19 protein-coding genes and 3 pseudogenes are annotated in these 25,709 nt (G+C 66.9%); 6 read left to right on the top strand and 16 right to left on the bottom strand.

The genetic code is table 11. The features are described from left to right. The first annotated feature begins 269 nt into the window (after window positions 1-269). Window positions 270-4,787: an Ig-like domain-containing protein gene (locus AB4851_RS16780; protein WP_414450735.1), complete on the top strand. Its 4,518-nt coding sequence runs from the start codon at window positions 270-272 to the stop codon at window positions 4,785-4,787. Window positions 4,788-4,865: 78 nt separating this feature from the next. Here AB4851_RS16780 and slmA read toward each other — a convergent pair whose 3' ends face one another. Genes slmA through argB form a run of 3 tightly spaced genes read right to left on the bottom strand, consistent with a single transcriptional unit; the run spans window position 4,866 to window position 7,266 of the window. Beyond that, complete coding sequence (gene slmA / locus AB4851_RS16785; RefSeq protein ID WP_414450736.1) at window positions 4,866-5,579, bottom strand: nucleoid occlusion factor SlmA; 714 nt, start codon at window positions 5,577-5,579, stop codon at window positions 4,866-4,868. Beyond that, entirely contained in the window at window positions 5,546-6,358 is an 813-nt protein-coding gene (locus tag AB4851_RS16790) for a pyrimidine 5'-nucleotidase (RefSeq protein ID WP_414451876.1), read from the bottom strand. Before AB4851_RS16790 ends, slmA begins: the two co-directional genes overlap by 34 nt. Before the next feature lie 8 nt (window positions 6,359-6,366). Then, complete coding sequence (gene argB / locus AB4851_RS16795) at window positions 6,367-7,266, bottom strand: acetylglutamate kinase (RefSeq protein ID WP_414443409.1); 900 nt, start codon at window positions 7,264-7,266, stop codon at window positions 6,367-6,369. Window positions 7,267-7,515: 249 nt separating this feature from the next. Between argB and AB4851_RS16800 the strand changes: the two genes are divergently transcribed. Genes AB4851_RS16800 through AB4851_RS16810 form a run of 3 tightly spaced genes read left to right on the top strand, consistent with a single transcriptional unit; the run spans window position 7,516 to window position 9,640 of the window. Further along, complete coding sequence (locus AB4851_RS16800) at window positions 7,516-7,773, top strand: hypothetical protein (protein WP_414450737.1); 258 nt, start codon at window positions 7,516-7,518, stop codon at window positions 7,771-7,773. Between the two features lie 12 nt (window positions 7,774-7,785). Beyond that, window positions 7,786-9,069 (top strand): ATP-binding protein, encoded by a 1,284-nt coding sequence (locus tag AB4851_RS16805; RefSeq protein WP_414450738.1) that lies wholly within the window; start codon window positions 7,786-7,788, stop codon window positions 9,067-9,069. A 28-nt stretch (window positions 9,070-9,097) separates the two neighbouring features. After that, entirely contained in the window at window positions 9,098-9,640 is a 543-nt protein-coding gene (locus AB4851_RS16810; protein ID WP_414450739.1) for a response regulator transcription factor, read from the top strand. A gap of 91 nt (window positions 9,641-9,731) precedes the next feature. Here AB4851_RS16810 and hslU read toward each other — a convergent pair whose 3' ends face one another. From hslU to dapF, 8 genes and pseudogenes are all read right to left on the bottom strand, one after another. Then, window positions 9,732-11,078, bottom strand: coding sequence for an ATP-dependent protease ATPase subunit HslU (hslU, locus tag AB4851_RS16815; RefSeq protein ID WP_414450740.1), 1,347 nt, complete (start codon window positions 11,076-11,078; stop codon window positions 9,732-9,734). A 10-nt stretch (window positions 11,079-11,088) separates the two neighbouring features. Continuing rightward, the gene (gene hslV / locus AB4851_RS16820) at window positions 11,089-11,625 is read right to left on the bottom strand and encodes an ATP-dependent protease subunit HslV (protein ID WP_414450741.1); all 537 of its coding nucleotides are present in this window, start codon (window positions 11,623-11,625) and stop codon (window positions 11,089-11,091) included. 269 nt (window positions 11,626-11,894) lie between these two features. Continuing rightward, window positions 11,895-12,311: an RNA polymerase-binding protein DksA gene (gene dksA / locus AB4851_RS16825; RefSeq protein WP_414443404.1), complete on the bottom strand. Its 417-nt coding sequence runs from the start codon at window positions 12,309-12,311 to the stop codon at window positions 11,895-11,897. A 566-nt stretch (window positions 12,312-12,877) separates the two neighbouring features. Further along, window positions 12,878-13,975: pseudogene (locus AB4851_RS16830) on the bottom strand (CobW family GTP-binding protein); the annotation flags it as partial. A gap of 163 nt (window positions 13,976-14,138) precedes the next feature. Further along, window positions 14,139-15,395, bottom strand: a complete 1,257-nt coding sequence (locus AB4851_RS16835) for a class I SAM-dependent rRNA methyltransferase (RefSeq protein WP_414450742.1) — start codon at window positions 15,393-15,395, stop codon at window positions 14,139-14,141. Window positions 15,396-15,571: 176 nt separating this feature from the next. Beyond that, on the bottom strand, window positions 15,572-16,492 hold the full coding sequence (gene xerC, locus AB4851_RS16840) for a tyrosine recombinase XerC (protein WP_414450743.1): 921 nt from the start codon (window positions 16,490-16,492) through the stop codon (window positions 15,572-15,574). An 11-nt stretch (window positions 16,493-16,503) separates the two neighbouring features. After that, complete coding sequence (locus AB4851_RS16845) at window positions 16,504-17,214, bottom strand: DUF484 family protein (protein WP_414450744.1); 711 nt, start codon at window positions 17,212-17,214, stop codon at window positions 16,504-16,506. 70 nt (window positions 17,215-17,284) lie between these two features. Next, on the bottom strand, window positions 17,285-18,151 hold the full coding sequence (gene dapF, locus AB4851_RS16850) for a diaminopimelate epimerase (RefSeq protein ID WP_414450745.1): 867 nt from the start codon (window positions 18,149-18,151) through the stop codon (window positions 17,285-17,287). A 361-nt stretch (window positions 18,152-18,512) separates the two neighbouring features. On the opposite strand from dapF, the gene AB4851_RS16855 reads away from it, so the two are divergent. After that, window positions 18,513-18,815, top strand: a complete 303-nt coding sequence (locus tag AB4851_RS16855) for a HigA family addiction module antitoxin (RefSeq protein WP_414450746.1) — start codon at window positions 18,513-18,515, stop codon at window positions 18,813-18,815. A gap of 27 nt (window positions 18,816-18,842) precedes the next feature. On the opposite strand, the gene AB4851_RS16860 is transcribed toward AB4851_RS16855, so the two are convergent. From AB4851_RS16860 to AB4851_RS16875, 4 genes and pseudogenes are all read right to left on the bottom strand, one after another. Further along, window positions 18,843-19,883: a porin gene (locus AB4851_RS16860; RefSeq protein ID WP_414450747.1), complete on the bottom strand. Its 1,041-nt coding sequence runs from the start codon at window positions 19,881-19,883 to the stop codon at window positions 18,843-18,845. Window positions 19,884-20,023: 140 nt separating this feature from the next. After that, entirely contained in the window at window positions 20,024-21,382 is a 1,359-nt protein-coding gene (gene dctA, locus AB4851_RS16865; protein WP_414450748.1) for a C4-dicarboxylate transporter DctA, read from the bottom strand. 91 nt (window positions 21,383-21,473) lie between these two features. Then, complete coding sequence (locus AB4851_RS16870; RefSeq protein ID WP_414450749.1) at window positions 21,474-22,397, bottom strand: hypothetical protein; 924 nt, start codon at window positions 22,395-22,397, stop codon at window positions 21,474-21,476. 37 nt (window positions 22,398-22,434) lie between these two features. After that, window positions 22,435-23,214: pseudogene (locus tag AB4851_RS16875) on the bottom strand (amidohydrolase family protein); the annotation flags it as partial. Window positions 23,215-23,431: 217 nt separating this feature from the next. Here AB4851_RS16875 and AB4851_RS16880 point away from each other — a divergent pair. Continuing rightward, window positions 23,432-24,691, top strand: coding sequence for a LysR family transcriptional regulator (locus AB4851_RS16880; protein WP_414450750.1), 1,260 nt, complete (start codon window positions 23,432-23,434; stop codon window positions 24,689-24,691). Here AB4851_RS16880 and AB4851_RS16885 read toward each other — a convergent pair. Continuing rightward, window positions 24,685-25,674, bottom strand: a pseudogene (locus tag AB4851_RS16885) (lipid A biosynthesis lauroyl acyltransferase); the annotation flags it as partial. The gene AB4851_RS16880 and the pseudogene AB4851_RS16885 overlap by 7 nt on opposite strands. Between the last annotated feature and the right edge of the window lie 35 nt (window positions 25,675-25,709).

Below are 25,709 nucleotides of genomic sequence, written 5' to 3' on the forward strand. Positions count from 1 at the left end.
GGATTCAGGTCAAGCAGCGGCCGTGTTTGGCCCAGGCACAGGTGTCGCACGCTGTACATTGCAAACCCCTTACGTGTGCCGAACTCATCTCGGGGTTCGGCGCACGCACCGTCGGTACGCATGGCCGCTATGCGTGAGGGTTATCTCCCAACTGCGACCCCGGGCTCGTCGAGCCGTTCCGCCTCGATTTGCGCCGTCAACGTGTTGCTGCGCGATTCGGCATGTGCCCCGGAGCTTCATTGAAATCTGTTTCAGGGAGGTTTTGGATCATGGCAAATCAATCTGCAGTCAAGCGACCGTCCCGCCCGACCATCGACACCGTGATCGGCAACGTCGGGGCGCGTACCGGCGCGATCGGCCAGTCCGGGCTGACCAGCGACCCGCGCCCGGTGTTGAGCGGACACGGCGACGTCGGCTCGACCATCCACATCCGTGCCGAAGGGCGCGAGGTCGGCACCGCCCAAGTCGGCTCGGACGGAACGTGGACGTATCAATTGCCGCAGCCGCTGTCGGACGGCTTGTGCCGTCTGTCGGTGCAGGCAGGCAATTCGGCCGGCCTGAGCATGCCGTCGAAGGCGTACATCATCGAAGTCGAGGCGGCCGCGACGACGCCGATCATCGATCACGGATCGCCCGGCATCCCCGGGACCGCCCACGCGGTGGTGGACAAAGCGGGACGCGACAGCGGGGTATCTCACAACGATTGGCTGACCAACGACGGCACGGCGGGCCGGCTGATCAGCGGTCACATCGAGGGGGCGCTCGGCGCGGGCGACCGGGTGCAAACCTCGACCGACGGCGGGCGTACGTGGCAAGACGCGTTGATGCAGTCGAACGGCAAATGGGTGGCGATCGATCCGAATGCCCACACCGGCGACTGGACGATCCAGACGCGCGTGATGAATGGCGCAGGCACCCGGAGCGGGGACAGCACGGCGGTCGTGCTGAAGACCTCGACGGCGATGCTGACCGACGTGTCGTTCGATGGCAACGGCGGCATGATGACCGTGAAATTCTCCCCGGGGCAGGTCGCGCCGGGCTACAAGCTGTTGCTGATCATCGACGGCCGCATGTATGAACATGCGTTGAGCGCGACGGCGCTCGCCACGGGTTTGGCGAGGTTCGATGCGCCCGTCATGGGCGCGAGGCAGGTTTCAGCGGCCCTGGTCGATACGGCCGGCAATATCTCGTCGTACAGGGACGATCATGGCGCGACCCTCGATGCACCGACCGAGCAAGCGCTCACCGGTACGATCGCGCGCTACGGCGCAAGCGGTGACACGGTGTTCACCGTGGCCGATGTCGGCTATTTTTCGAGCGTTCGCGCGGGGGCGCATGGCGGTGCGGGCATCGACACGCTGAAGTTGACGGGCGCGAATCAGGTGCTCGACGTTACGGCGCTGAACAGTGGCGCGACCGACAAGCTCAGTGGTATCGAGGTGATCGACATCACCGGCTCGGGCAACAACACGTTGCGCATGTCGCTGGGCGACGTGCTGAATCTCGGCCACCCGAACGCTTTCCGCCAGGATGGCTATTCGCAGATGCGGGTGACGGGCAATGCGGGCGACCGGTTGGAGCTGTCCGGGATGAGCGGTCTGGCGGCTGGCGGTTGGGCCAGTACAGGCACTTTCATGATCGGTGGCGCGCAGTATGTCGTCTATCGGAACGACGCGCTGAAGGCCGAGCTGTTCGTGCACGATGGCGTCGCGGTGAACGCTGAATTGTTGGTCGTCGCACCGGTCATCGACTCGATCGTGCTGAACGGATCGCCATGCGTGTCGGGACACGCGGGCGCGCAGGCGCAGGTGACGATCTACGACGGCAATGCCTGGATCGGAACGGTCACGGTGGGCACGGACGGCAGGTGGTCGCTGCCGCTGAGCGGTATGCAGGCAGGGTCGCATACGTTGACGGCGAGCGTGATGGATGCCAGCGGGCTGGCGCTGAAGTCAGCCGACTTCGCGTTTGACGTCGATGCGCCAGCACCCGTGCCTGATGCCCCGTCGGTGCCCGAGATTCCTGGCGGATCGGAGCAAGACGGCCTCCCGTCGCGCCCGACCATCGACACCGTGACCGACAACGTCGAGCCGCATACCGGCCCGATCGGCCAGGCCGGGCTGACCAACGACCCGCGCCCGGTGTTGAGCGGGCACGGCGACGTCGACTCGATCATCCATGTCCGCGTCAACAACACCGAAGTGGGCACCGTCAAGGTCGGCCCGAGCGGAACGTGGACGTATCGATTGCCGGAGCCGCTGCCGGACGGCCTGGCCCGTCTGTCGGTTCGAGCGAGCAATGCGGACGGGCAGAGCGCGCCGTCGGAGGCGTACATCATCGAAGTCGACGTGACGCCGCCCTTGCCGCCGATCATCGATCAGGTGTCGTCCGGCCCGCCCGCCATACTGTCGGGCCATGCGGAGCCGAATTCGACGGTCGGCATATATGACGGCAACACCTTCCTCGGCAACGCGACGACCGGTGCCGACAGCCAATGGACGTTCCCGCTGCCGCCTGGCATGTCGGTCGGCAATCACACGTTGACGGCCACGGCCAGGGACCCTGCGGGCAACCTGAGCCCGGCGTCGCCGAACTTCGACTACATCGTCCCCAGTGTGCCGACCGCGCACGCGATCGTGGACGACGCGGGGCGCGACAGCGGGGTGTCTCACAGCGATTGGCTGACCAACGACGGCACGGCGGGCCGTCTCATCGAGGGGCACATCGAGGGTGTGCTCGGCGCGAACGACCGGGTACAAATCTCGACCGATAGAGGGCGCACATGGCAGGACGCGCTGATGAAGTCGAACGGCAAGTGGATTGCGGTCGATCCGAACGCACACAATGGCAATTGGGCGATCCAGACGCGCGTGGTGGACACCGCAGGCAAGCATGGCGACGAGGACTACAGCACTGTGGTCACGCTGAAGACTTCGGTGATGATGCCGATCGATGTGACGTTCGATGCCAACGCCGGGCTGGTGACGGTGAGATTCCATTCGGAGCAGGCCGCCCCGGACTGCAAGCTGTCGCTGATGATCGACGGCAGTCTTTCCGAATATGTGTTGAGCCCGCGGGAGATCGCCATGGGTTTTGCGCGGTTCTCTGCGCCGGTACAGGACGCGAAGCAGGTTTTGGCGGCGCTGGTCGATACGGCCGGCAATATCTCGTCATATCACGGTGTCGAGCGCGTCATGACGGAAAACAGCGTGTCCGAGAGTTTCGACTCGTTCCAGAAACCCGTGATGTTTGACGATCATTTGACGAGCGTGTCAACGCGCTATTTCGACGTGACGAGCCTGCGCTGCAATGATTTCCATTATTGGACGGAGGGCTTGTTGGCGGGTTCCGAACTCTATGTGCCGCATACCTCTCTTACCGATCGTCCATCCTCGCGCGTACTGGTGTTCAACAGCGGGATGCGGCTGGACCTGCATGGAGGGGTGTCTGCCACGCGCATGTCGTTCGACCTGGGCGACGTGACGACGAAAGAGTCCGTCAAGCTGTATTTCTTTGACGAGAATGGCAAGCTGATTTTCACGTCCCCTGCGTATACGGCTGCAGGCGGCCTGCATCAGAGGATCGATATCGATGTCGGCCAGGAATTCGTGCGCGTCATAATCGACCAGCAATGGCGAAACAATCCCGACGTCATGTGCTGGATGGACGACATCGTCTTTACCGGCCCTGGTGGTACGGAGGATCGCCCCGTGACCGTCGATGTGCCGGCCGAGCAAGCGCTCACTGGTGAGATGGCGTACTACGGCAGCAGCGGGGGCACGGTATTCACCGTCGCCAACGTCGGCTATTTTTCGGGCGCCGGCGCGGGTGCGCATGGCGGTGCGGGCACCGACACCCTGCAATTGACGGGTGCGAATCAAGTGCTCGACATCACCGCGCTGAACAGCGGCGCGGCCGACAGGATCAGCGGTATCGAGGTGATCGACATCACCGGCTCGGGCGACAACACGTTGCGCATGTCGGTGGCCGATGTGCTGAATCTCGGTCATCCGGACGTCTTCCGCCAGGACGGCTACTCGCAGGTGCGGGTGGATGGCAACGCGGGCGATCGGGTTGAACTGGCCGGCATTCCCGATCTGGCGGCCGGCGGTTGGGCCGGCGCGGGCAATGTCGCGATCGGCGGCGAGCAGTATGTCGTCTACCGGAACGATGCGTTGAAGGCCGAGCTGTTCGTGCGCGATGGTGTCGCGGTGAGCGGCGGATCGTCAGTCGCGCCGAACGCATTTTCGAGCGTGTCGGGACACGCGGACGCGCCGGCGCAGGTGAGCGTCCACGACGGCGATATCTCGATCGGGACGGTCATGTCGGGCACGCACGGCCGATGGTCGCTGCCGCTGCCCGAGGACATGCAGGCCGCTACGCACACGCTGGCGGCGAGCGTGAAGGATGCCAGCGGCCTGACTTCGACGTCACCCGAGTTCACGGTCGATTATGGCGGCACCATCAGCCGCCCGGCGGCCTCGACGCGATCGATTGCCGGGTTGTTCGACGGGATGGATCACGACACAAGCGACGGGCATTCCCGTGTCGACCACGGGATCGGCAGCAGCACACCGAAGCTGTGGTTGGCGGACGTGCTCGGCGCGGGCCATCAGGATCTGTTTCGATCGAATGGCGGCGCACGGGTGCCCGGCATGCCGGAACTCGCGCCGGGAAGCGACGAAGGGCGGCCGGTGCTTGACGGTGTTGGCTACACCGGCCACCACGCCGCGCAGGATATCGAACTGATGGTGCAGAACGCGATGCAAACCACGCTCATGGCATAACCAGCCCGACGCGCCGCACGGTGGACACGGCCCGGTCTTCGCGAATGCGAAGACCGGGCCGTGTCATTGACGCGTGCGTTACCGCAGAATCAGTTGAAGTTGTTCGTCGGCACGCTCTTCCGGCGCCGTCGCAAAGCCACTGCCCGCGTAGCGATGCCAGCGGCCCAGCACGTACGAGATCAGCAGGCTCGCGCGCGTGGCCGGGTCATACCCGGCCGGCAGCGGCGCGCTGGCGGGGGTGCCCGGCGCATCGCCGTCGCGCGTGTTCGATTCGAGCAGCGCGATGCGCAGGCATTGCCGCACCGAGGCCTCGACGCGCTCGATCATCCGCTCGATGCGCTCGGCCAGCCGCTCGTGCTCGCCGACCAGCGCCTCGCCCGTCAGTACGCGCGTCATGCCTCGATTCTTCGCCGCGAAACCGAGCAGCATCAGCGCGATCGCGCGCGCCTGCAACACGCCGTCCGGCTCCTTCTCGACGATCTGGTTGATCAGGCCGAAGAGCGTGCTCTCGATGAATTCGATCAGGCCTTCGAACATTTGCGCCTTGCTGGCGAAATGGCGGTACAGCGCGGCTTCGGAGATATCGAGCCGCGCGGCCAGGGCGGCAGTGGTGATTTTTTCGCGCTTGGGCGCTTCCAGCATGGCGGCCAGCATCTGCAGGATCAGCACGCGGCGTTCGCCGGGCTTCGGGCGCGTGCGGCTGCGTTCGCCTGCGCTCCCGGTGGGCGGGGCGCTGGCGGCGGTGGTCTCGTCGCGGTTTACGGCCGCGTCGCGCGGGTCAGTCGGTTGCATTTTTGTCGCCCCGATCGTGTGCTCAGTCGCAGCGATTGTAGCGAAGCAATACGACGATCGACATAGTGCGGCTTGCCGACTCGGGGCAGATGCTCGGGCAGGTGCCCGGTGATCCAGATGGTGCGGATGCCGAGCCGCTTGTAGCGCTTCAGGTGGCTGCGCGTATCTTCGACGAGGATCGCGTCGGCCAGCGAAGCGTGCGCGTCGCGCATCGCCTCGCGCAGCATCGACGCATCGGGCTTCGCGCGCCAGGCGCGGCGGCCGCGCATGTGCTCGATCGCGATCACGCGCTCGAACAGCCGCTCGATGCCGAGTTCGGCCAGCACCGCGCGCGCGTAGCGTTCCGGCGCGTTGGTCAGCACGATCTTGCGGCCCGGCAGGGCGGCGATCCGGCGAGCCAGCCCGCGCTCGGCGCGCAGCATCGACGGCAGATCCGCGAAGGTGTGCACCACCTTGAGGAAATCGTTCGGATCGATCGGATGATGGCGCGCCAGCCCCAGCAGCGCTGCGCCGTAGCGTTTCGTGTACGCGGTGCGCAGATGATCGGCCTGGGCGCGGTCGACCTGGAGGCTGTCGATGATGTACTGCGTCATCGCGGCGTTGATGGCCGGGAAGATCGCGTGCGAGGCGTGGTGGAGCGTGTTGTCGAGATCGAACAGCCAGACCGGCCGCCCGGCGAGCGGGCGGGTGCGGCGTGCCCGGCGTGGCCGGGCCGGCGCGAGGGAGGCCACCGCGAGGACTTCCGCCGGCCCCGGCGGGTTGGCCCGGCCGGCGGGCAGACGGCCGCTCAATGCGAGCGGATCATCGTGCCGAACGGCTGTTCGGTCAGGATTTCTAGCAGCACCGAGTGCTCGATGCGGCCGTCGACGATGTGCACCGACTTCACGCCGCTCTTGGCGGCGTCGAGCGCCGACGAGATCTTCGGCAGCATGCCGCCCGAGATCGTGCCGTCCTCGAACAGCGCGTCGATTTCACGCGCCGACAGGTCGGTCAGCAGGTTGCCTTCCTTGTCCATCACGCCCGGGATGTTCGTCATCATGACGAGCTTCTCGGCGTTCAGCACCGTGGCCAGCTTGCCGGCCACGAGGTCGGCGTTGATGTTGTACGACAGGCCGTCCTCGCCGAAGCCGATCGGCGAGATGACCGGGATGAACGCGTCGTCCTGCAGCGCCTTCACCACGGCCGGGTTGATCGCCTCGACCTCGCCCACCTGGCCGATATCGATGTACTGACCGGGGTTGTCGCGATCCGGCATCATCAGCTTGCGCGCGTGGATCAGGCCGCCGTCCTTGCCCGTCAGGCCCACCGCGTGGCCGCCGAAATGATTGATCAGCGTGACGATGTCCTGCTGGACTTCGCCGCCCAGCACCCACTCGACCACTTCCATGGTTTCTTCGTCGGTGACGCGCATGCCCTGGATGAACGTGCCCTGCTTGCCGATCTTCTTGAGCGCCGTGTCGATTTGCGGGCCGCCGCCGTGGACGATCACCGGATTGATGCCGACCAGCTTCAGCAGAATCACGTCGCGCGCGAAGCCCTGCTTCAGGCGCTCTTCCGTCATTGCGTTGCCGCCGTACTTGATCACCACGGTCTTGCCGTGATATCGGCGAATATACGGCAGCGCCTGCGCGAGGATTTCGGCTTTCAGCGTAGGAGCGATCTGCGAGAGGTCGAGAGGATCGGACATGGCTCAGACTCGTGTTCGGGGCGGTTGATACTGAAACGGGACGGGCGAAACACGGCGAATTGTACACAACTGGCGCAGTGCAGCATGCGGTTTTTGGCCATTTTGGCCATTTGGCCAAAGCCTGCTGCGACTCGGGTTTTGCGTGATTTTTCTGCGACAAAAGGGCGCAATCGAAGGCGATCCGCCGAGGCAATCTCGCCCGCCCGCGCTATGCTTGACGGATTCCTTTCCGGAGCCGCTCACGCCACCATGCCACGCTTCGCAACCGCCGTACCCGCCTCGCGCCGCTGCCCACAGTGCACCGCCGCGTTCGATTGCGGTGCGGCTGCGGCGAGCGGGGCCGCCGAGGCCGAGCCGTTCGCCTGCTGGTGCGCGGCGCTGCCGCCGCTCGCGGCCCCGGCCGGCCGGTGCCTGTGCCCCGAATGCCTGGCGGGCGCGCTCGCCAGGCAGGTGGCGGCCGCCCCGTGCGGCCCCGGCTGGAAGGGCCATAGCGACGCGACGGAGTAAACTGCGCCGATCATGCAACGAATCACCACCACTGGCCGCGTCAATCTCGGCAACCTGTTCTGGCTGCGCACGCTGGCCATCGTCGGCCAGCTCGTCACGGTCGCCGTGGCGCAGGCCTTTTTCGGCGCGAACCTGCCGCTGCCGGCCATGCTGAGCGTGATCGCGCTCGAGGTCATGTTCAACGCGCTGACCTGGCTGCGCGTGCTGCGTGCCCGCCCCGAAACCAATTTTGAACTGATGGGCCAGCTGTGGGTGGACATCGGCGCGCTCACGGCGCTGCTGTTCCTGTCGGGCGGCACCACCAATCCATTCGTCTCGCTGTACCTGCCCTCGCTGGCGATCGCCGCCGCCGTGCTGCCTTGGCACCTGATGGTCTGGCTGGCGGCGTTCTCGGTGGCCTGCTATTTCGCGCTCGGCTTCAATTCGGTGCCGCTCAATCTCGACAATCCGGCCAACCTGTTCGATTACTACCGCGCTGGGCAGGGCGTGAACTTCCTCGTGTCGGTCGGCCTGATCGCCTGGTTCGTGGCGCGCATGTCGAACGCGCTGCGTCAACGCGATGCGGCGCTCGGCGAGGCGCAGCAGCGGCTGCTGCGCGACGAGCGGGCCGTCGCGCTTGGTGTGCAGGCGGCCACCGTGGCCCACGAAATGGGCACGCCGCTGTCCACCATCGCGATGCTGACCGAGGAATTGCGCGACGCGGCGCGCACCGATGCCCGGCTCGCGCCGTACGACGCCGACCTCAAGGTGCTGGAAGAGCAGATGACGCAGTGCACGTCGGCGCTGGCGCGGCTGCGCAGCCGTGCCTCGGGGCCGGCCACGCGCGAGAACGTGGCCAACTGGCTCGACACGTTCGGCCGTCACTGGCGGCTGCGCCATCCGCATGTCCAGTTCGAGCAGGTCGGCGAGAGGCCGGCCGGCGCCGAGCTGGAGGATACGGTGGCGATCGGCCAGATTCTCACCATCCTGCTCGACAACGCGGCCCGCGCGAGCCGCGACCGCGTGACGCTGCAGGCAAGGCTCACGCGCCAGTCCGATCGCGACACCATCGTGTTCGAGGTGGTCGACAACGGCCCGGGCATCCCGCCGTCCCTGCGGGAATCGCTCGGCACGGCGCCGGTGGACAGCACCCAGGGCGGCAACGGCGTCGGCCTGTATCTGGCGTTCAGCGCCGCCGCGCGCCTGGGCGGCACGATCGAATTGCTCGACGCAGCACCGCGCGGCACGCGCGCGCTGCTGCGGCTGCCCGCGCTGCGCGGTGCCGTTTCGCCGGTGGAACCCGTGCCGGCCTCATAACCTATCGCTGACACAAAGGAGAACAACGATGAGCGACAACCATTTTCTGGTCATTGACGACAACGAAGTTTTTGCCGGCACGCTGGCCCGAGGGCTCGAACGGCGCGGCTATCAGGTGCAGCAGGCGCATTCTCGCGATGCGGCACTGAAGCTCGCGAGTGCGTCGAAATTCGAGTTCATCACGGTCGACCTGCATCTCGGCGAGGATTCGGGGCTGTCGCTGATCGCGCCGCTCTGCGACCTGCAGCCCGATGCGCGCATCCTGGTGCTGACCGGCTATGCCAGCATCGCCACGGCCGTGCAGGCCGTGAAGGACGGCGCGGACAACTATCTGTCGAAGCCCGCCAACGTCGAATCGATCCTCGCCGCGTTGCAGACCAACGCCACCGAAGTGCAGGCCGAGGACGCGCTCGAGAACCCGGTCGTGCTGTCGGTCGACCGCCTCGAATGGGAGCACATCCAGCGCGTGCTGGCCGAGAACGGCAACAACATTTCCGCCACGGCGCGCGCGCTGAACATGCACCGTCGCACGCTGCAACGCAAGCTGGCCAAGCGGCCGGTGCGGCAATAACCATCACCGTCGGCGCGCCGGCTCGGCGCGCCAAAACGAAACGGGCGGCCCGCTTGTGCGGGCCGCCCGTTTTGCCTGGCCGGCGCGACGCTTACAGCACGTAGCGCGACAGATCCTCATCCCGCGACACTTCGCCGAGCGCGCGGTCGACATAGGCCGCATCCACCGTCAGCGCTTCGCCCGCGTGATTGCCTGCCGCGAACGACACGTCTTCCAGCAGCTTCTCGATCACCGTATAGAGGCGCCGCGCGCCGATGTTTTCGGTTTTCTCGTTGACCGAGTAGGCGATCTCGGCGAGGCGGCGGATGCCGTCGTCGGCGAATTCGAGCGTGACGTCCTCGGTGGCGAGCAGCGCCTGGTATTGCTTGACGAGGCTGGCGTCGGTGGCCACCAGGATCGATTCGAAATCTTCCACCGACAGCGAGTCGAGTTCGACGCGGATCGGGAAACGCCCTTGCAGCTCGGGGATCAGATCGCTCGGCTTCGACAGGTGGAATGCGCCGCTTGCGATGAACAGCACGTGATCGGTCTTGATCATGCCGTACTTGGTGTTGACCGTGGTGCCTTCGACCAGCGGCAGCAGATCGCGCTGCACGCCCTGGCGCGACACTTCGCCGCCGCCACCGCCTTCGTTGTTGCGCGATGCGATCTTGTCGATCTCGTCGAGGAACACGATGCCGTTCTGCTCCACGTTCTGCACGGCCCGGGTCTTCACTTCCTCATCGTTGAGCAGCTTGCCGGCTTCCTCGTCGGTCAGCAGCTTCAGCGCTTCCTTGATCTTGACCTTGCGGCGCGTTTTCTTGCCGCCGCCGATGTTCGAGAACATCGAGCGGATCTGCTCGGTCATCTCTTCCATGCCCGGCGGCGCCATGATGTCCATGCCGGCCTGCGGCTGCTCGATGTCGAGCTCGACTTCCTTGTCGTCGAGCGCGCCTTCGCGCAGGCGCTTGCGGAAGGTCTGGCGCGTGACGTTGTTGTCGTCGTTGGCGGTGTCGCCGTTCGAGCCGAAGCCGACCGCGCGCGGTTGCGGCAGCAGGATGTCGAGGATGCGATCCTCGGCCAGATCCTGCGCCTTCGAGCGCACCTTGCGCATTTCGGTTTCGCGCGTCTGCTTGATGGCGATTTCGATCAGGTCGCGCACGATGCTGTCCACGTCGCGGCCCACGTAGCCGACCTCGGTGAACTTGGTCGCCTCGATCTTGATGAACGGCGCATCGGCCAGCTTGGCCAGACGGCGCGCGATTTCGGTCTTGCCGACGCCCGTCGGCCCGATCATCAGGATGTTCTTCGGCGTGATTTCCTGGCGCAGCGGCTCGGCCACCTGCTGGCGGCGCCAGCGGTTGCGCAGCGCGACGGCCACGGCCTTCTTCGCCTTGTTCTGCCCGATGATGTGCTTGTCGAGTTCCGAGACGATCTCGGCAGGGGTCATGGTGCTCATGTCGGCGTCCTTACTCGATCGTTTCGATGATGTGGCTGTGGTTCGTGTAGATGCACATGTCGCCGGCGATCGTCAGCGCCTTCTTGACGATCTCGCCCGGCGACAGCTCGGTGTTCTCGGCCAGCGCGCGCGCCGCGGCCTGGGCGTAGGAGCCGCCCGAGCCGATCGCGCAGATCCCGCCTTCGGGGTCGAGCACGTCGCCGTTGCCGGTGATGACGAGCGTGGTGGTCTTGTCGGCCGCGATCAGCATGGCTTCCAGGCGGCGCAGCATGCGGTCGGTGCGCCAATCCTTGGCGAGTTCGACGGCGGCGCGCGTCAGGTTGCCCTGGTGCTTTTCGAGCTTGGCTTCGAAACGGTCGAGGAGCGAGAACGCATCGGCGGTGCCGCCGGCGAAACCGACCAGCACCTGATTGTTGTAGATGCGGCGCACCTTGCGCGCGCCGCCCTTCATGACGATGTTGCCGAGCGTGACCTGGCCGTCGCCGCCGAGCGCGACCTGCTCGCCGCGCCGCACGGAAACGATCGTCGTGCCGTGATATTGCTCCATCTGCGTTCCTTCAGAGAATCCGGGGAGGACGCGGAGGTGCAGGCGCACCGCCGCCCTGGCGACACGCGGCGCAGCCGTCGGGCGCGCCGCGCGTATTCAGACCATGTTAGGGCACGCGCGGCGATATCAAGAGTGGAATTCGGCGAAGCGGGCGCACGGGAGCATGCCGCGAGGCGTGGCGGGCGCACCAAAACAAAAAGCGCGCGGCAAGCCGCGCGCTGTTTCGAAGCAGCGTGAGTGGGCGCGGGGAGCCGCCGCGCCGGGCGGGATCAGTCGCCGAACAGCTTCTGGCGCAGCTCGCGGCGCTCTTGCGCTTCGAGCGAGAGCGTGGCGGTCGGGCGGGCGATCAGGCGCGGGATGCCGATCGGCTCGCCGGTTTCCTCGCACCAGCCGTAATCGCCGGAATCCACGCGGGCCAGCGACTGCTGCACCTTCTTCAGCAGCTTGCGCTCGCGATCGCGCGTGCGCAGTTCGAGCGCGTGTTCTTCCTCGATCGTCGCGCGGTCGGCGGGATCGGGAACGATCACCGTTTCGCGCAGATTCTCGGTCGTCTGGCCTGCATTGCGGAGAATGTCCGCCTGCAACTGTTCGAGCCGATTTTTGAAGAATGCGAGCTGATCGGCATTCATGTAATCCTTGTCGCTCATCTTCAGGATTTCGGCTTCGGTCAAGAGTTTGTTCGTCATCTGCTTGCTTCTTCAATGTGCGGCAAATCGAGAGAGATTGCCCGCACTTTGGGATTACCCGCAACGGCCGTTGTCATGGTTTGCCAATCATTTGCCGTGTCGGGGCCGAAAGCCTCCGGTACCGGTTCGCTCAGGTACCTCCTGGTGCCGGCCCGCTTGCTGCGTCGCGTGTTCCGCTGCCCGCTCGAGGCCGGCCGGCGGTGGCGATGCCGGTGTTGCCCGATAAGTCATGCAAGAACCGGGCCTGATGCTGCCACGTCCAGTGGGCACGTATTGTAACTGAATCGCTCCGCAGTTCCGCATAGGGGGGATTCCGCGGTCGCGCCGCCCGGATATCCCAAAAATATAACCTGCGGAACGCGAAAAAGCGATGACGCGATCAAATCATGTGCCTGCCCTGTAAAAACGACAATGACGCGAACGTTCGGGCGCGTTGAAAGGCGAGGGAAAGGCGGCCGGCAATGGCCAGGCGGCAGCGGTGGAACGCGGAAGGGGGCGGGTGGGCTACGGCGGGAATTCAACTGCGCCGGCCGGCGCCGCGAGGGGGCCGGCCGGGTGCTCCTGCGTTATGCGAGGCAGGCGTCGAGGCCGTCGGTGATCAGGTCTTGCGGCAGGTCGATGCCGATGAACACCATCTTGCTGGTCTTCTTGTCGACCGGCAGCCATTTCGCGGCCAGATCGCTGCCCATCATCTGGTGCACACCCTGGAACACCACCTTGCGATCCACGCCCTTCATGTACAGCACGCCCTTGTAGCGCAGCAGGCGCTCGCCGTAGATCTGCAGGATGCCACCGAGGAAATCCTCCAGCTTGTTCGGATCGAACGGGCGATCGTTGCGGTAGACGAACGACTTGATCTTGTCGTCGTGGTGCGCGTGATGGTGGTTCTGATGAGCGTGGCCGTGATCGTGATCGCAATGGCCGTGGTCATGATCGCAGTTCGCGTGATCGTGGCCATGGTCGTGACCGTGGTCATGATCGTGATGCGCGTGATCGTCTTCCACCAGGAAATCCGGATCGATCTCGAGCTTGGCGTTCAGGTTGAAGCCGCGCAGATCGAAGATTTCCTTGATGTCGGCTTCGCCGAAGTTCACCTGGCGGATCGCCGCGCGCGGGTTCATGTGCATCAGGCGGTGCTTGAGGCCGGCGAGCGTGGCCTCGTCGACCAGATCGGCCTTGGTGACGAACAGGCGATCGGCGAAGCCCACCTGGCGCTGCACCACTTCGTGCTCGTCGAGCTGCGCATTGGCGTGCTTGGCATCGACCAGCGTGATGATCGCGTCGAGCAGGAAATCGTCGGCGATCTCGCTGTCGATGAAGAAGGTTTGCGCGACCGGGCCGGGGTTGGCCAGGCCGGTGGTTTCGATCACGACGCGGTCGAAATCGAGCTTGCCTTCGCGCTTGCGGGCGGCCAGATCGCCGAGCGCGCGCGCCAGATCGCCGCGAATCGTGCAGCAGATGCAGCCATTGCTCATCTGGATGATCTGCTCGTTGCTGTCCTGCACGAGGATTTCGTTGTCGATGTTCTCTTCGCCGAACTCGTTCTCGATCACGGCGATCTTCATGCCGTGCTGTTCGTTCAGGATGCGCTTGAGCAGCGTGGTCTTGCCGCTGCCGAGGAAGCCGGTAAGGATGGTGACGGGAGTGGCCATGTCGATCGCCTTGTTTGGGAAACGGGGTCAAAGCCGGGACGGCCCCGGCGCAATGCCATTGCGGCGCCGGCTTGCCGCCGCGCCTGCATAACCACTAATTGAAACATAGTTGTCAAGACCGCGCGCCTCGACCGTTCGGCCATATACGCGCGGCGGATTCCGCAGATCGGGGCGCTCAGGCGATTTGCAACAGCAGGCCCTTCAGGTATTCGCCTTCCGGGAACGCCGTCAGCAGCGGGTGATCGACGCCCGCGCCGAGCCGCTTGAGGATGCGCGCATCGACGCGCGCGTCCGCGGCCGCGCCAGCCACGATCTTCTGGAACAGATCCATGTCGATCGCGCCCGAGCACGAATAGGTGAACAGCAGGCCGCCCGGACGCAGCAGCCGGAAGCCGCTCAGGTTGATGTCCTTGTAGGCGCGCGCGGCGCGGTCCACGTGCTCGCGCGCCGGCGCGAACTTCGGCGGATCGAGCACCACCACGTCGAAGCGCTCGCCTTCGTCGGCCAGGCGGCGCAGCGTCTTGAACGCGTCGGCGTCGAGCCAGGTGGCGCGCGCCGGGTCGAGGCCGTTGGCGGTGACGTTGCGCTGCGCCAGCGCCAGCGCGTCGCCCGACGAATCGATCGACACCACGCGGCTGGCGCCGCCGGCCAGCGCCGCGAGCGAGAAACCGCCGGTGTAGCAGAAGCAGTTCAGCACGTCGCGCTCGCGCGACAGCTGGCCGACCAGCGCGCGGTTGTCGCGCTGATCGACGTAGAAGCCGGTCTTGTGGCCGTTCGGCACGTCGACGTGATACCGCACGCCGTTCTCGCGCGCGATCAGCGTGGGCGGCGGCGCGTCGCCGGCCAGCACGCCGGTGATCTGCTCCAGCCCTTCCTTCTGACGAATCGACACATCCGAACGCTCATAGACGTTCGGGCAGCCGGTGGCGGCCGTCAGCGCGGCGACGATCGCCTCCTTCCATGCCTCGACGCCGGCCGCCATGAACTGGCAGACCAACTGGCCGCGGCGCTCGGTGGCCGGCGCCGTGGCGTCGGGCGACTGGCCGAGCGGCAGCGCGTGCGGCAGGCCGTCGTCCACGTAATAGTCGACCACCAGGCCGGGCAGGCCGTCGGCCTCGCCGAACACCAGGCGCACCGCGTCGGTGCCGGTCACCATCGTCTGGCGGTGTGCCACGGCGCGCTGGACGCGGCGCTTGAAGAACGCGTGGTCGATCGGCTCGGCTTCGTCGAAGCTCCAGACGCGCACGCGAATCTGCGAATGCGGGCTGTAGGCGCCGCGCGCGAGAAAGCGGCCGTCGTGCGAGCGCACGATGACGGTCGCGCCGGGCGCGGGCGCCTTGCCGTCCACGCGGTCGATCGCGTTGGCATAGACCCACGGATGGCGGCGCAGCAGGGATTTGTCTTTCGACGGTTTGAGCGTAACGGTTTGCATGTCGGTATCGATTCGGGCCGCGCGGGGCGCGGCGGTCAAGCAGGTGAAAACACGGGCGCGGGGCGCAAAACAGTGCAAAACGGGTGGGCGACGGGCGCAGGAACGGGTGCCGAACCCGCGCAAAACCGGCGCACGGCCGGTGCGCCGGACTCGGCCCGCGCCGGCCGCCGGCGGCGTCAGTCGCGCTTCTTCGCGCGCGGGTGGGCGCTGTCGTAGATCCGCGCCAGATGCTGGAAGTCGAGCGAGGTATAGACCTGGGTGGCCGAAATGCTGGCGTGGCCCAGCAACTCCTGCACCGCGCGCAGGTCGCCGCTCGATTGCAGCACGTGAGTGGCGAACGAATGGCGCAGCACGTGCGGATGGACGTTGGCCGGAATGCCGGCGGTGAGCGCGGCGCGCTTGACGCGGTCACGCACCACGCCGGGCGCCATCCGGTTGCCGCGCACCGACAGGAACAGCGGGTGCGGATCGGCGCGCACCCAGCCGTCGCGCAGCGCGAGCCAGGCGTCGAGCGCGTCGAGCGCCTTGCGGCCGACCGGCACCTTGCGCTCCTTGCCGCCCTTGCCGAGCACGGTGACTTCGGCCTCGGCGCGGTCGAGCCAGCCGGCCGACCGGTAGCCGCCGCCCTGGGCGTAATGCACGTCGAGGCCGACCAGCTCGGCGAGCCGCAGCCCCGACGAGTAGAACAGCTCGACGATCGCGCGGTCGCGCACGCCTTCGGGCGTGTTGGGGAACGGCGATTCCATCAGCGCGGCGGCGTCGTCCACCGACAGCGCCTTCGGCAAGGTCTTCGGGCGTTTCGGCGCGCGCACCGTGGCGACCGGGTTGGCCGGCATCTCGACGCGCAACGCATACCAGCGATAGAACGCGCGCCAGGCCGACAGCCGGTGCGCGATCGAGCGCGCCGACAGGCCGCCCGCATGGGCGCGCGCCACGGCGCCGCGCATGTCGGCGGCGCCCAGGCTCGCGAGCGGCCGGCCGTTCGCGAACGCGACGAGCGCGTCGAGTTCGTGCGCGTAGCCGCGCAGCGTGTGCTCCGACAACTGCCTGATGTGCTGCAGGTACGACAGGTAGGCGGCGATCGGATCGTCGGTCATGGCGATGCCGCTCAGTGCGGCAGCAGGCGCGTGAGCGCGGCGCTGGCGAGCGAGCCGATGCGGGCCAGGAAATCGGTGCCCATGCCGTCGTGGAAGCGGCGCGTGTCGGGCGAGCCGAGCACCAGCAGGCCGAACGCGTTGGCGTCGTGGTCGGCGCCGGGCGGGCGCAGCGGCACCAGCGCGATCGATTCGGGCGAGCCCGAGGCGGCAGCGGTGCTTTCCCCGCTCTCGGCCGAAGCCTCGACAGGCGCGAGCCACTGCGCGGCCTCGAAGCCGGTGTTGGCGCCGCAATACGGCGTGGTCAGGCTGTTGGCGAACAGGCGCACTTCCTCGCCGACGTGGCGCGCGAATTCGGCCTGCGAATAGGCGTCGGCGACATCCCAGATCCGCAGCGCCGTTTGCGGCACGTCGAACACCTCGGCCAGGCCGCCGGCGATCGCGCGCGGCAGCGCGTGCGGGTCGCGCTCGGCGATCACGCGGGCGTTCCAGCGGTCGAACTTCGCGGCCAGGCCGTCGTTCTCGTGGCCGTAGCGCAGCAGTTCGGCCAGGCGCCGGTCGAGCAGCTTGTTCTTGTCGCGCAGCATCTCCATCTGCCGTTCCTGCAGGGAGATCGCGGCTCGACCGTGCGGGCTCGCGAGCTTGACCGTCGCCAGCAGTTCGGCGTGCCGGGCGAAGAATTCGGGGTTGGCGAGCAGATAGTCGGCGACGTCGCGTTCGTTCATAAAGCGTTCGGTTCCGGTGCGCTGGGGTTCGGGAGCGGGGGGATCGGGGCGGTGGGCCGGGTGGGCGGGCTCAGACGGCCAGTTCGATCGCGCCGTCGAAGACGGTCACGGCGGGGCCGGCCATCGTCAACGGGGCGGTGTCGTCGCGGGCGCCGTCCCAACGGATCGTCAGGGTGCCGCCGTGCGTGTGGACGGCAACCGGCGAATCGAGCACGCCGCGCCGGATGCCGGCCGCGACGGCCGCGCAGGCGCCGGTGCCGCAGGCGAGCGTTTCGCCCGCGCCGCGCTCGAACACGCGCAGCTTCACTTCGCTGCGCGAGACGATCTGCATGAAGCCGGCGTTCACGCGCTGCGGGAAGCGCGCGTGGCGCTCGATCGCGGGGCCGTCGACCAGCACGGGGAACGCTTCGACATCGTCCACCAGTTGCACCGCGTGCGGATTGCCCATCGACACCGTGGAGATCCAGCGCGTCGCGCCGTTCACGTCGAGCGGGTAGAGCGTGTCCGCGCCCTCGCGGCGGGCGTCCAGCCCGGCCGCGTCGAACGGCACGCGGGCCGGCTCGAACACGGGCGTGCCCATGTCGACCACCACCTCGCCGTTCTCCTGCATGGTCAGCGTGATCACGCCGTGCTGCACCTGCACGCGCACCGTGCGCTTGTCGGTCAGGCCCTTGTCGCGCACGAACTTGAGGAAGCAGCGTGCGCCGTTGCCGCAATGCTCGACCTCGCCGCCGTCGCAATTGAAGATCCGGTACTTGAAATCGACGCCATCGAGGCTCGGCCGCTCGACCAGCAGCAGTTGATCGGCGCCGATGCCGAAATGGCGGTCGGCGAGCGCGCGCACGCGCGCCGGCGTGAGGCCGAGGTCGCCGGCGGTGCCGTCGAGCACGACGAAGTCGTTGCCGGCGCCTTGCATCTTGGTGAACGGAAGTTTCACGGTATTCCAGGGTTGCCTGTCGGACGGGGCTGGCGGGGCGCGATCGAGCCGGGCGGCGCGCCGGGGAGGCGCTGCGCCGGGTACGCCGCGCGCGCTGCGTCAGCCTGACCGTGAATGATACATGGACTGCCGGGCGGGAATGGGGGCGGGGTAGCGGGCTTCGGGGTGCGAATCAATGACGGGGGATTTCATCGGCAAGCCGGCCGGACGGCCAGCGAACGAGACACTATCGCGCAGGGTTATGAGATGGCGGTGCTTGCAGAATCGTTGTTTTCTTGGCGAGGATCTTCTGGACGCCGGATGTCAATCGTGGCATCGGCCGACGTTCTTACCTCGCGACTATCACTGAACCGGTACCCGAATGACACGCATGCTCAACCCCCCTCACCCCAGCGAAACCTTGCGCGACGACGTGTTGCCCGCACTGGGCCTGTCCGTCACCGAAGCCGCGGCGCAACTCGGCGTGACGCGCGCGGCGCTGTCGCGCGTGCTCAACGCCCGCGCCGCGATTTCCCCCGAAATGGCCCTGCGCATCGAAGGCTGGCTCGGCGTCGAGCGCGGCGGCCGCGCCGACCTCTGGCTGGCCGAGCAACGGGCCTACGACCTCGCGCAGGCGCGCGCCAAAGGCATGCCGAAGGTCGAGCGCGCCCCCCATCCGCAATGAAGGCCGTGCCCGCCCGTTGGCGCTACATCAGAACAGATGGTCGATGCCGATCGTCACGGCCGTCTGGCTCGGCACGCCGTTCGGGTTGAGCGTGCTGACCACCGAATGGCGATACGAGGTGTAGTCGGCTTCCGCGTACAGCGTGGTGCGCTTGGACAGCAGATACGCCAGCGAGACGATCGACAGGCCGCGCCGGCTCGCCTTGTCGGTCGACACCGTGGTCTGGTAATAGCCGCCGTAGAGCACCATCGTCGATTTGATGTTCCACGACAGGCCGCCGAAGGCGTTGTTGGTCACCTGGTGCGGCGCGCCCTGCGTTTGCAGATCCTCCGACATGAAGCCGCCCGACAGCTCGACCGGCCCGAGCCGGTAGCTGGCCCCGCCCATGTAGTAGGTGTCGCCCGCGTAGTTGGTGCCCGACAGCACGCTGCGGTGCCCGTACACCCCGCCGAGCGAGGCCGGCCCGAGCGTGTAGGTGAGGCCCACCGCGTGCGCCGCGCCGCTGGCGAAATTGCCGGCCACGCCGCCGAACGAGTTGTCCACCTCGAACAGCACGTTGCCGAAGTGGTTCTTGTACTTCACGTCGTTGTTGTTGCGCGTGCCGTCGGACGCCTGCGTCAGCGGCAGGATCGGCGTGAAGTGGAAGTGGAACGGATCGTAGTAGCTGATGATGTCGTGCGCGATCGTGTATTGCCGGCCGAAATCGAGCGAACCGTACTTCTTGTTGCCCAGGCCGACGAACGATTGCCGCTGGAACAGCGTGTTGGTGGTGTTGTCCAGTTGGCCGTTGCCGACGTTGAAGCCGCTTTCCAGCAGGAAGTGCGCATCCCAGCCGCCGCCCAGATCCTCGCGGCCCCGGAAGTCGAGCTTGTTCGAACTGAAATAGCCGTTCGAATTCATCGTGTAGATCGTGCCGCCGCCCTTCGCCGCGTTGGTCTGATAGCGAATCCCGCCATCCACCGTGCCGTACAGCTGCACGCTCGACTGCGCGTGCGCCGGCAGCATCACCGTCAGCGCCGTGCTGGCCGACAGGCCCATCCCGAGGTGTCTCCAAACCCTTGTCTTCACCGTGTGTCTCCGTGTTGTCACGCCCCATCGGTGCGCCGCGACGCGACACCGCATTATTATTCGCAGGGCTAATTAATTTCGCAGCGTATCGGGCTGCGTTTGCTGCACCGACGCCCGCCTGGGCGCCGGTTGGTGCGAGGTCAGTGGCCGGCGTGGCCGCCTTCGGCCCGGTCGAGCCGCGCGAGCGGCGCGGCGTCGGGCTGGAATCCGGCTTTCAGTTCACGCCGCAGCGCGGTGCGGTCGAGCGCTTTCTCCCAGTTCGCCACCACGATCGTCGCGACGCTGTTGCCGACGATGTTGGTGAACACGAAACCGCTCGACATCGCCTTGTGGATGCCGAGGATCAACGCGATCGATTCGACGGGAATCGTGTTCGAGGCGGCCAGCGTGGCGGCGAGCACCGCGATCGCGGCGCCGGACACACCGGCCGCGCCCTTCGAGGTCAGCAGCAGCACCAGCAGCAGCACGAGTTGGTCGTGCCAGCTCATCGGCGTGTTGGTGGCCTGCGCGAGAAACACGGCGGCGGCCGCGAAATACAGGCAGGTGCCGTCGTGGTTGAACGTGTAGGCGGTCGGCAGCACGAGGCCCACGACCGATTTTTCGCAGCCGAGCCGTTCGAGCTTGTCGATCAGTTGCGGGAACACCGTTTCCGACGAGCTGGTGCCGATCACCAGCAGCAGTTCCGCGCCGATGTAGCGCATCAGGCGCAGCAGGCTGAAGCCGTTCAGCTTCGCGATCGGCCAGAGGATCAGCACCAGGAACAGCGCGCAGGTCAGGTAGAACTCCAGCACCAGCTTGCCGAGCGACAGCAGCGTGCCGAAGCCGAACTTGCTGACGGTGAATGCGATCGCACCGAACGCGGCGAGCGGCGCGACCTTCATGGTCAGGCCGATGATCCAGAACAGCGAGCCGGCGGCCGAATCGATCAGGTCGAGCGCGGGCTTGGCGCGCTCGCCGATCGCCGCCAGGCCGAACGCGAACAGCACCGAGAAGAACAGCACCTGCAGCACGTCGCCGTTGGCGAACGCGCTGATCGCCGTGTGCGGGATCACGTTGAGCAGGAATTCGCTGGTGGTCACGACGTGGTGCGCCTTCGCCACGTAGGCGTCCACGGCCGACGAATGCACGCTGTGGATATCCACGTTCATGCCCACGCCCGGCTTCAGCACGTTGATCACCACCAGCCCGAGCACCAGCGCGAGCGACGTGACCACCTCGAAATAGAACAGCGCCTTGATCGCCACCCGCCCGACCTTGCCGAAATCCTTCACGCCGGCAATGCCGCTGCACACCGTGCAGAAGATGATCGGGCCGATCAGCATCTGGATCACGCGGATGAACGCGTCGCCGAGCGGCTGCAGGTTGATGCCGAACTTCGGGAACACGTAGCCCGTGGCAACGCCGAGCGCCATGCCGGCGATGACCTGGAACGACAGGTCGCGGTAGAACGGGCGGCGCCGGCGGGGCGCGGTGGCGGTGGACTTGCCGGGCAAGCTCATGGTGTCTCCTGGTGGTGCGGCGGCGAACTGGGGCTCGCTCGACATGCGAAAAGCGTGATACCGATGCGGGTACGAAGCGGGGCGGCGCGGGTCAGCGCGCCGTGTCGCCGAGGATCGCGTAGCTGTCGGCGAAGATCTCGTCGACGCTCAGCGTGCGCGGCAGCAACTGCTGCGCCTCGCAGGCCGCGATCGTTTCCTGCAGCGGGCCGCGCAGCGCCTCGTAGCCTGCCAGAAGCTTGTCCGGCTTACCGGCGCTGGTGCCGCCATTCGCGGCGGCGGCGGTCGCCTTGCCTTCGCACAGCAGCTTATACACCGCGCGAATAGCCTCCGGATGCGCCTCGGCCGCGGCCTGTGTGACCGTCACCACATGGTTGATCGGCACGAAACGGTGCTGCGCGTACCAGGCCTGGTCGGCGGCGGCGGCGTCGGGGATCAGCGGCGCGAAATCGGGATCGTCGGGCAGATCGTTGCCGAAGATCGCCGCGTCCAGCTCGCCCGCGTGCAGCATCGCCAGCATCTTCTGGTCGGCGGCAGCGCGGCGCACGAACGACGGCTCGCGGTATTCCTCCAGGTGCGCGCCCTCGAACGTGACCCATTCGATCTGTTCGAGCGGCACGCCGTAGGTGCTGGCGAGGATCGCCCGCACCCACATGCCGGTGGTCTGCGTGTAGGCGCGCACGCCCACCTTCTTGCCGGCCAGGCGGCTCACGTCGAGTTCGCCGTGGCGACGGTTGTAGATGATGCAGCCTTGCTGGAACCGCGCGGCGATCACGAACGGCAGCAGCACCAGCGGCTTGCCGTAGGCCTTCGCCTGCAAATAGGTGGCGATCGCCAGTTCGCTGACGTCGTAGACCTGGCGGCGCGCCATCGGCGCGAACGCGCGGTGGATCGGCTCGACGTCGTCGAACACGAGGTCGACGGCCGGGTCGCTCAACGCACCGGTTTTCAGCGGTTGCGTGTGCGGGTAGGTTTTCAGCGCGGTGATCAGGCGCGGGGCGGGCGAGGTGCGGGTCATCGTCGGATTCCGGAATGCAGGCGTTTCGGGCTCGCGCTCAGCGCGACAGCGCCGGGTAGACGGTCAGCGCCGTGCCGCCGAAGATCGCCTCGCGCGCCGGCGCGGGCAGCATCGCGAGGCTGTCGCGCGCATCGGCCAGCAGTTGCGGCAGCGAACCCTCGGCGGCCGGGAAGTTCGAGCCCCAGGCGATGCGGTCGGCGCCGAACGCGTCGAGCACGCGCGGGAAGAATTCGCCCGGCGTCGATGCGCCGCGCGAGGCCTCGGCGATGGTGCGGTTGGTCAGCTTCAGGTACACGCCGCGATGTTCGGCCAGGCTGAACAGCGGCGCGGCCGCTTCGTACGGGGCGCCGCCGGCCAGGTCCGGACGCGCCAGGTGATCGAGCAGCACGCGGATCTCCGGGAAGCGCGCCAGCATGTTCAGCAGCGCCGGAATGCCCTGCGCCGTCATCTGCAGGCAGATCGACACGCCGTGGCGCTGCGCGTAATCCCACACCGGGAACGAGCGCTCGTCGTCGAGCCAGCCGGCCTGGCCCGGCATGGTGCTGCCGGTGGTGAACAGGCGCAGGCCCGACAGGCCGGCGTCGAGCCAGCGCTGCAGTTGCGAGACGGCGTCGGCCGCGAGCACGTCGATCGAGAACACGCCGGCGAAGCGGTCCGGGTGCGCACGCACCGCGTCGACCACATAACTATTGTCGTTGCCGTACACCGTCGATGCCTGCACCACGACCGCGCGGTCGATACCGGCCGCATCCATCGATTCGAGCAGGCCGGCGTAGGTGACCGGGCGCTTGGCCGACCACTCGGATTGATGGCCGCCGACCGGCGCGAGCGGATAGCGTTGATTATCCGGAGAAATGGCGTGGGTATGGGTATCGATGACGACGGACATGTCCGGTCTCCTGATTGAAATCGGTGTGGAACGAATGGCTGCCACTGTAAGGCGGATGGCGTCGCGGGCCGCAATATGTAGTGAGGCCTGGCACATAAATTTTGGTTAAGCTAGGGGTTTCCACAGAGATGACCCAGGGGGACGGATGGCGATTCGCGAAGACGATCCGCACGACGACGACCTGTCGCGACTGCGGCGGCTGTTCCTGTTCGACGCGGTGTGCGAGGCGGGCGGCATCGGCCAGGCCGCGGCGCGCGCCGGACGCACGCAGCCGGCCGTCAGCCTGGCGATCGCCAAGCTGGAAGCCAGTTTCGGTGGCCAGTTGTTCGTGCGCGGTTTCGGCGGCAGCGAGCTGACGGCTGACGGCGCGATCCTGCAGCGGCGCGTGCGGCGCATGCTCGACCAGATCGAGGGCGGCATCGCGGCGCTGGTGGGTGAGGCCACGGCGAGCAAGGCCGGCACGGCTGGCGCGGCCCATGCGGCGAACCTGTGCCGCCACCTGACCGACGCGCAGGTGCGCTGCCACATCGCGATTTCCGAAGCCGGTTCGGCGGCCGAGGCGGCCCAGCGGCTCGGCATCTCTCAGCCGGCCGTGCATCGCGCGGCGCGGCAACTGGAGGAAACGGTCGGCGTGTCGCTCTACCGGCGCCGCGTGCACAGCGTGGCCGCGAATCCGGCCGGCATCGAATTCGCGCGCCGCCTCAGCGTGGCGCTGGTCGAGATCGCCCAGGCGCGCGAGGATCTGGCCGCCGCGCGCGGCCAGCTCACCGGCAAGCTGGCGATCGGCCTGCTGCCGATGTTGCCGCCGCGCCGCGTCGCGCGGGCGATCCAGCGCTTGCGTGCGCGCTATCCGGCGGCGCGCGTGACGGTCGACGAAGGCTCGTACGAGCGCCTGTCGCGGGAATTGCAGAACGGCGCGCTCGACGTGATCGTCGGCGCGCTGCGCGAGCCGCGCGTGACGGGGCTGCTCGGCGAAACCGAGCTGTTCGCCGATCCGTACGTGATCGCGGTGCGCAAGGGCCACCGGCTGGCGCTGCGCAAGCGGGTGGCCACGCGCGACCTGGCGGCGTACGAGTGGGTGGTGCCGCAGCGCAACGTGCCGCGCCGCACCGTGATCGATGCGCTGCTCGCGCAACTGACGGTGAAGCCGCCGCTGGTGGTCGAGACGAGCTCGCTGGCGATGATGGTGGCGATGCTGGCGGAGAGCGATTGCATCACGCTGCTGCCGCGCTCGCAGATCGACGAGGCGTTTCCGGGCAGCGAGATGGCCGCGCTGGAGCTGGAAGCCCCGGAGGCGCGGCGCGTGGTGGGCTATACGCTGCGCGCCGACTGGCTCGGCACGGCGGTGCAGCAGGCGTTTCTCGGCTACCTGCGCGACGAGTGCGCCGCGCGCGTCGCTCAATAAAAGCCGGGCTGGCCTTCGGGGCGCGTCTTGAAGCGCTTGTGGACCCAGTAATACTGCTCGGGCATCAGCAGGATCTGCTCTTCGAGGAAGGCGTTCATGCGGCGCGCATCGAGATCGTCGTCGCCGGTGGGGTAGTTCTCCCACGGCTTGAATACGCGCAGCCGGTAGCCCTTGTAGTTCGGCAGCACCTCGCCGATGAACGGCACCAGTTGAGCGCGGCCCGTCATGGCCAGGCGGCCGACGGCGGTCAGCGTGCAGGTGGGAATGCCGAAGAACGGCACGAACGTGGAGTTGCGCAGGCCGTAATCCATGTCGGCGCCGAGCATGACCGGCTTGCGGTCGCGCAGCCAGCGCAGCACGATGCGCGCGCTGTCGGCGCGGCCGGCCATTTCGGCGTCGAAGCGGCTGCGCGCGCGCTTGGCCTCGGCTTCGATCACCGGGTTGGAAAATGGTTGGTACAACGAACCGCAGGTACGTTGCAACTCATGATTGATCCAGACCGAGCCCGCCTCGATGCCGACGAAATGAAAGCCGAGCAGCAGCGTGGGCGGCATGTCCGGATCGGTCAGATCGATCGCGCTGTCCACCTCGATCAGCTTGGCGAGCTTCTTCTCGGAGCCGAACCATTGCACGCTGCGCTCGACGTAGCTGCGGATCGCATGACGGAAATGCTTGCCGGCGATTTCCTCGCGCCGCGCGTCGCTCCATTCAGGAAAGCAAAGTTTCAAATTCGTATGTACGATGCGTTTTCGCCTGCTCGGAATGCGATAGAGCAGCCAGCCGAGGCCGTCGCCGAAGCGCGCCGTCACGCCGTAAGGCAGTACTGCGAACAGCTTCAGCACAAGCAGTGCGAGCCGGGTGGCGAGGCGCCCTAGCATGCGCATGCTCCATGCGCTTGCGCGGCAGGCGGGAAAGGATGGGAATTCTGAAGGATCGTGAGGGCCGGCACGTCGGGGCTCTTGCGTGACTGATGAATAAAGTCGCTATAATACGGGCTTCGCCGAGTTAACTGACAACT

Origin of the sequence: Burkholderia sp. 22PA0099 (assembly GCF_047497165.1) — a bacterium.
In the GTDB taxonomy this organism is placed as follows: domain Bacteria; phylum Pseudomonadota; class Gammaproteobacteria; order Burkholderiales; family Burkholderiaceae; genus Burkholderia.

What these genes read in the sequence shown, in the direction of transcription:
- AB4851_RS16805 (WP_414450738.1), top strand. Translation starts at nt 7,786, where the DNA reads ATGCAACGAATCACCACCACTGGCCGCGTCAATCTCGGCAACCTGTTC.
- AB4851_RS16880 (WP_414450750.1), top strand. Translation starts at nt 23,432, where the DNA reads ATGGCGATTCGCGAAGACGATCCGCACGACGACGACCTGTCGCGACTG.
- dctA (WP_414450748.1), bottom strand. Translation starts at nt 21,382, where the DNA reads ATGAGCTTGCCCGGCAAGTCCACCGCCACCGCGCCCCGCCGGCGCCGC.
- AB4851_RS16800 (WP_414450737.1), top strand. Translation starts at nt 7,516, where the DNA reads ATGCCACGCTTCGCAACCGCCGTACCCGCCTCGCGCCGCTGCCCACAG.
- dksA (WP_414443404.1), bottom strand. Translation starts at nt 12,311, where the DNA reads ATGACGAACAAACTCTTGACCGAAGCCGAAATCCTGAAGATGAGCGAC.
- AB4851_RS16835 (WP_414450742.1), bottom strand. Translation starts at nt 15,395, where the DNA reads ATGCAAACCGTTACGCTCAAACCGTCGAAAGACAAATCCCTGCTGCGC.
- AB4851_RS16870 (WP_414450749.1), bottom strand. Translation starts at nt 22,397, where the DNA reads ATGACCCGCACCTCGCCCGCCCCGCGCCTGATCACCGCGCTGAAAACC.
- AB4851_RS16855 (WP_414450746.1), top strand. Translation starts at nt 18,513, where the DNA reads ATGACACGCATGCTCAACCCCCCTCACCCCAGCGAAACCTTGCGCGAC.
- argB (WP_414443409.1), bottom strand. Translation starts at nt 7,266, where the DNA reads ATGTCCGATCCTCTCGACCTCTCGCAGATCGCTCCTACGCTGAAAGCC.
- AB4851_RS16780 (WP_414450735.1), top strand. Translation starts at nt 270, where the DNA reads ATGGCAAATCAATCTGCAGTCAAGCGACCGTCCCGCCCGACCATCGAC.
- AB4851_RS16810 (WP_414450739.1), top strand. Translation starts at nt 9,098, where the DNA reads ATGAGCGACAACCATTTTCTGGTCATTGACGACAACGAAGTTTTTGCC.
- hslU (WP_414450740.1), bottom strand. Translation starts at nt 11,078, where the DNA reads ATGAGCACCATGACCCCTGCCGAGATCGTCTCGGAACTCGACAAGCAC.
- xerC (WP_414450743.1), bottom strand. Translation starts at nt 16,492, where the DNA reads ATGACCGACGATCCGATCGCCGCCTACCTGTCGTACCTGCAGCACATC.
- hslV (WP_414450741.1), bottom strand. Translation starts at nt 11,625, where the DNA reads ATGGAGCAATATCACGGCACGACGATCGTTTCCGTGCGGCGCGGCGAG.
- AB4851_RS16845 (WP_414450744.1), bottom strand. Translation starts at nt 17,214, where the DNA reads ATGAACGAACGCGACGTCGCCGACTATCTGCTCGCCAACCCCGAATTC.
- slmA (WP_414450736.1), bottom strand. Translation starts at nt 5,579, where the DNA reads ATGCAACCGACTGACCCGCGCGACGCGGCCGTAAACCGCGACGAGACC.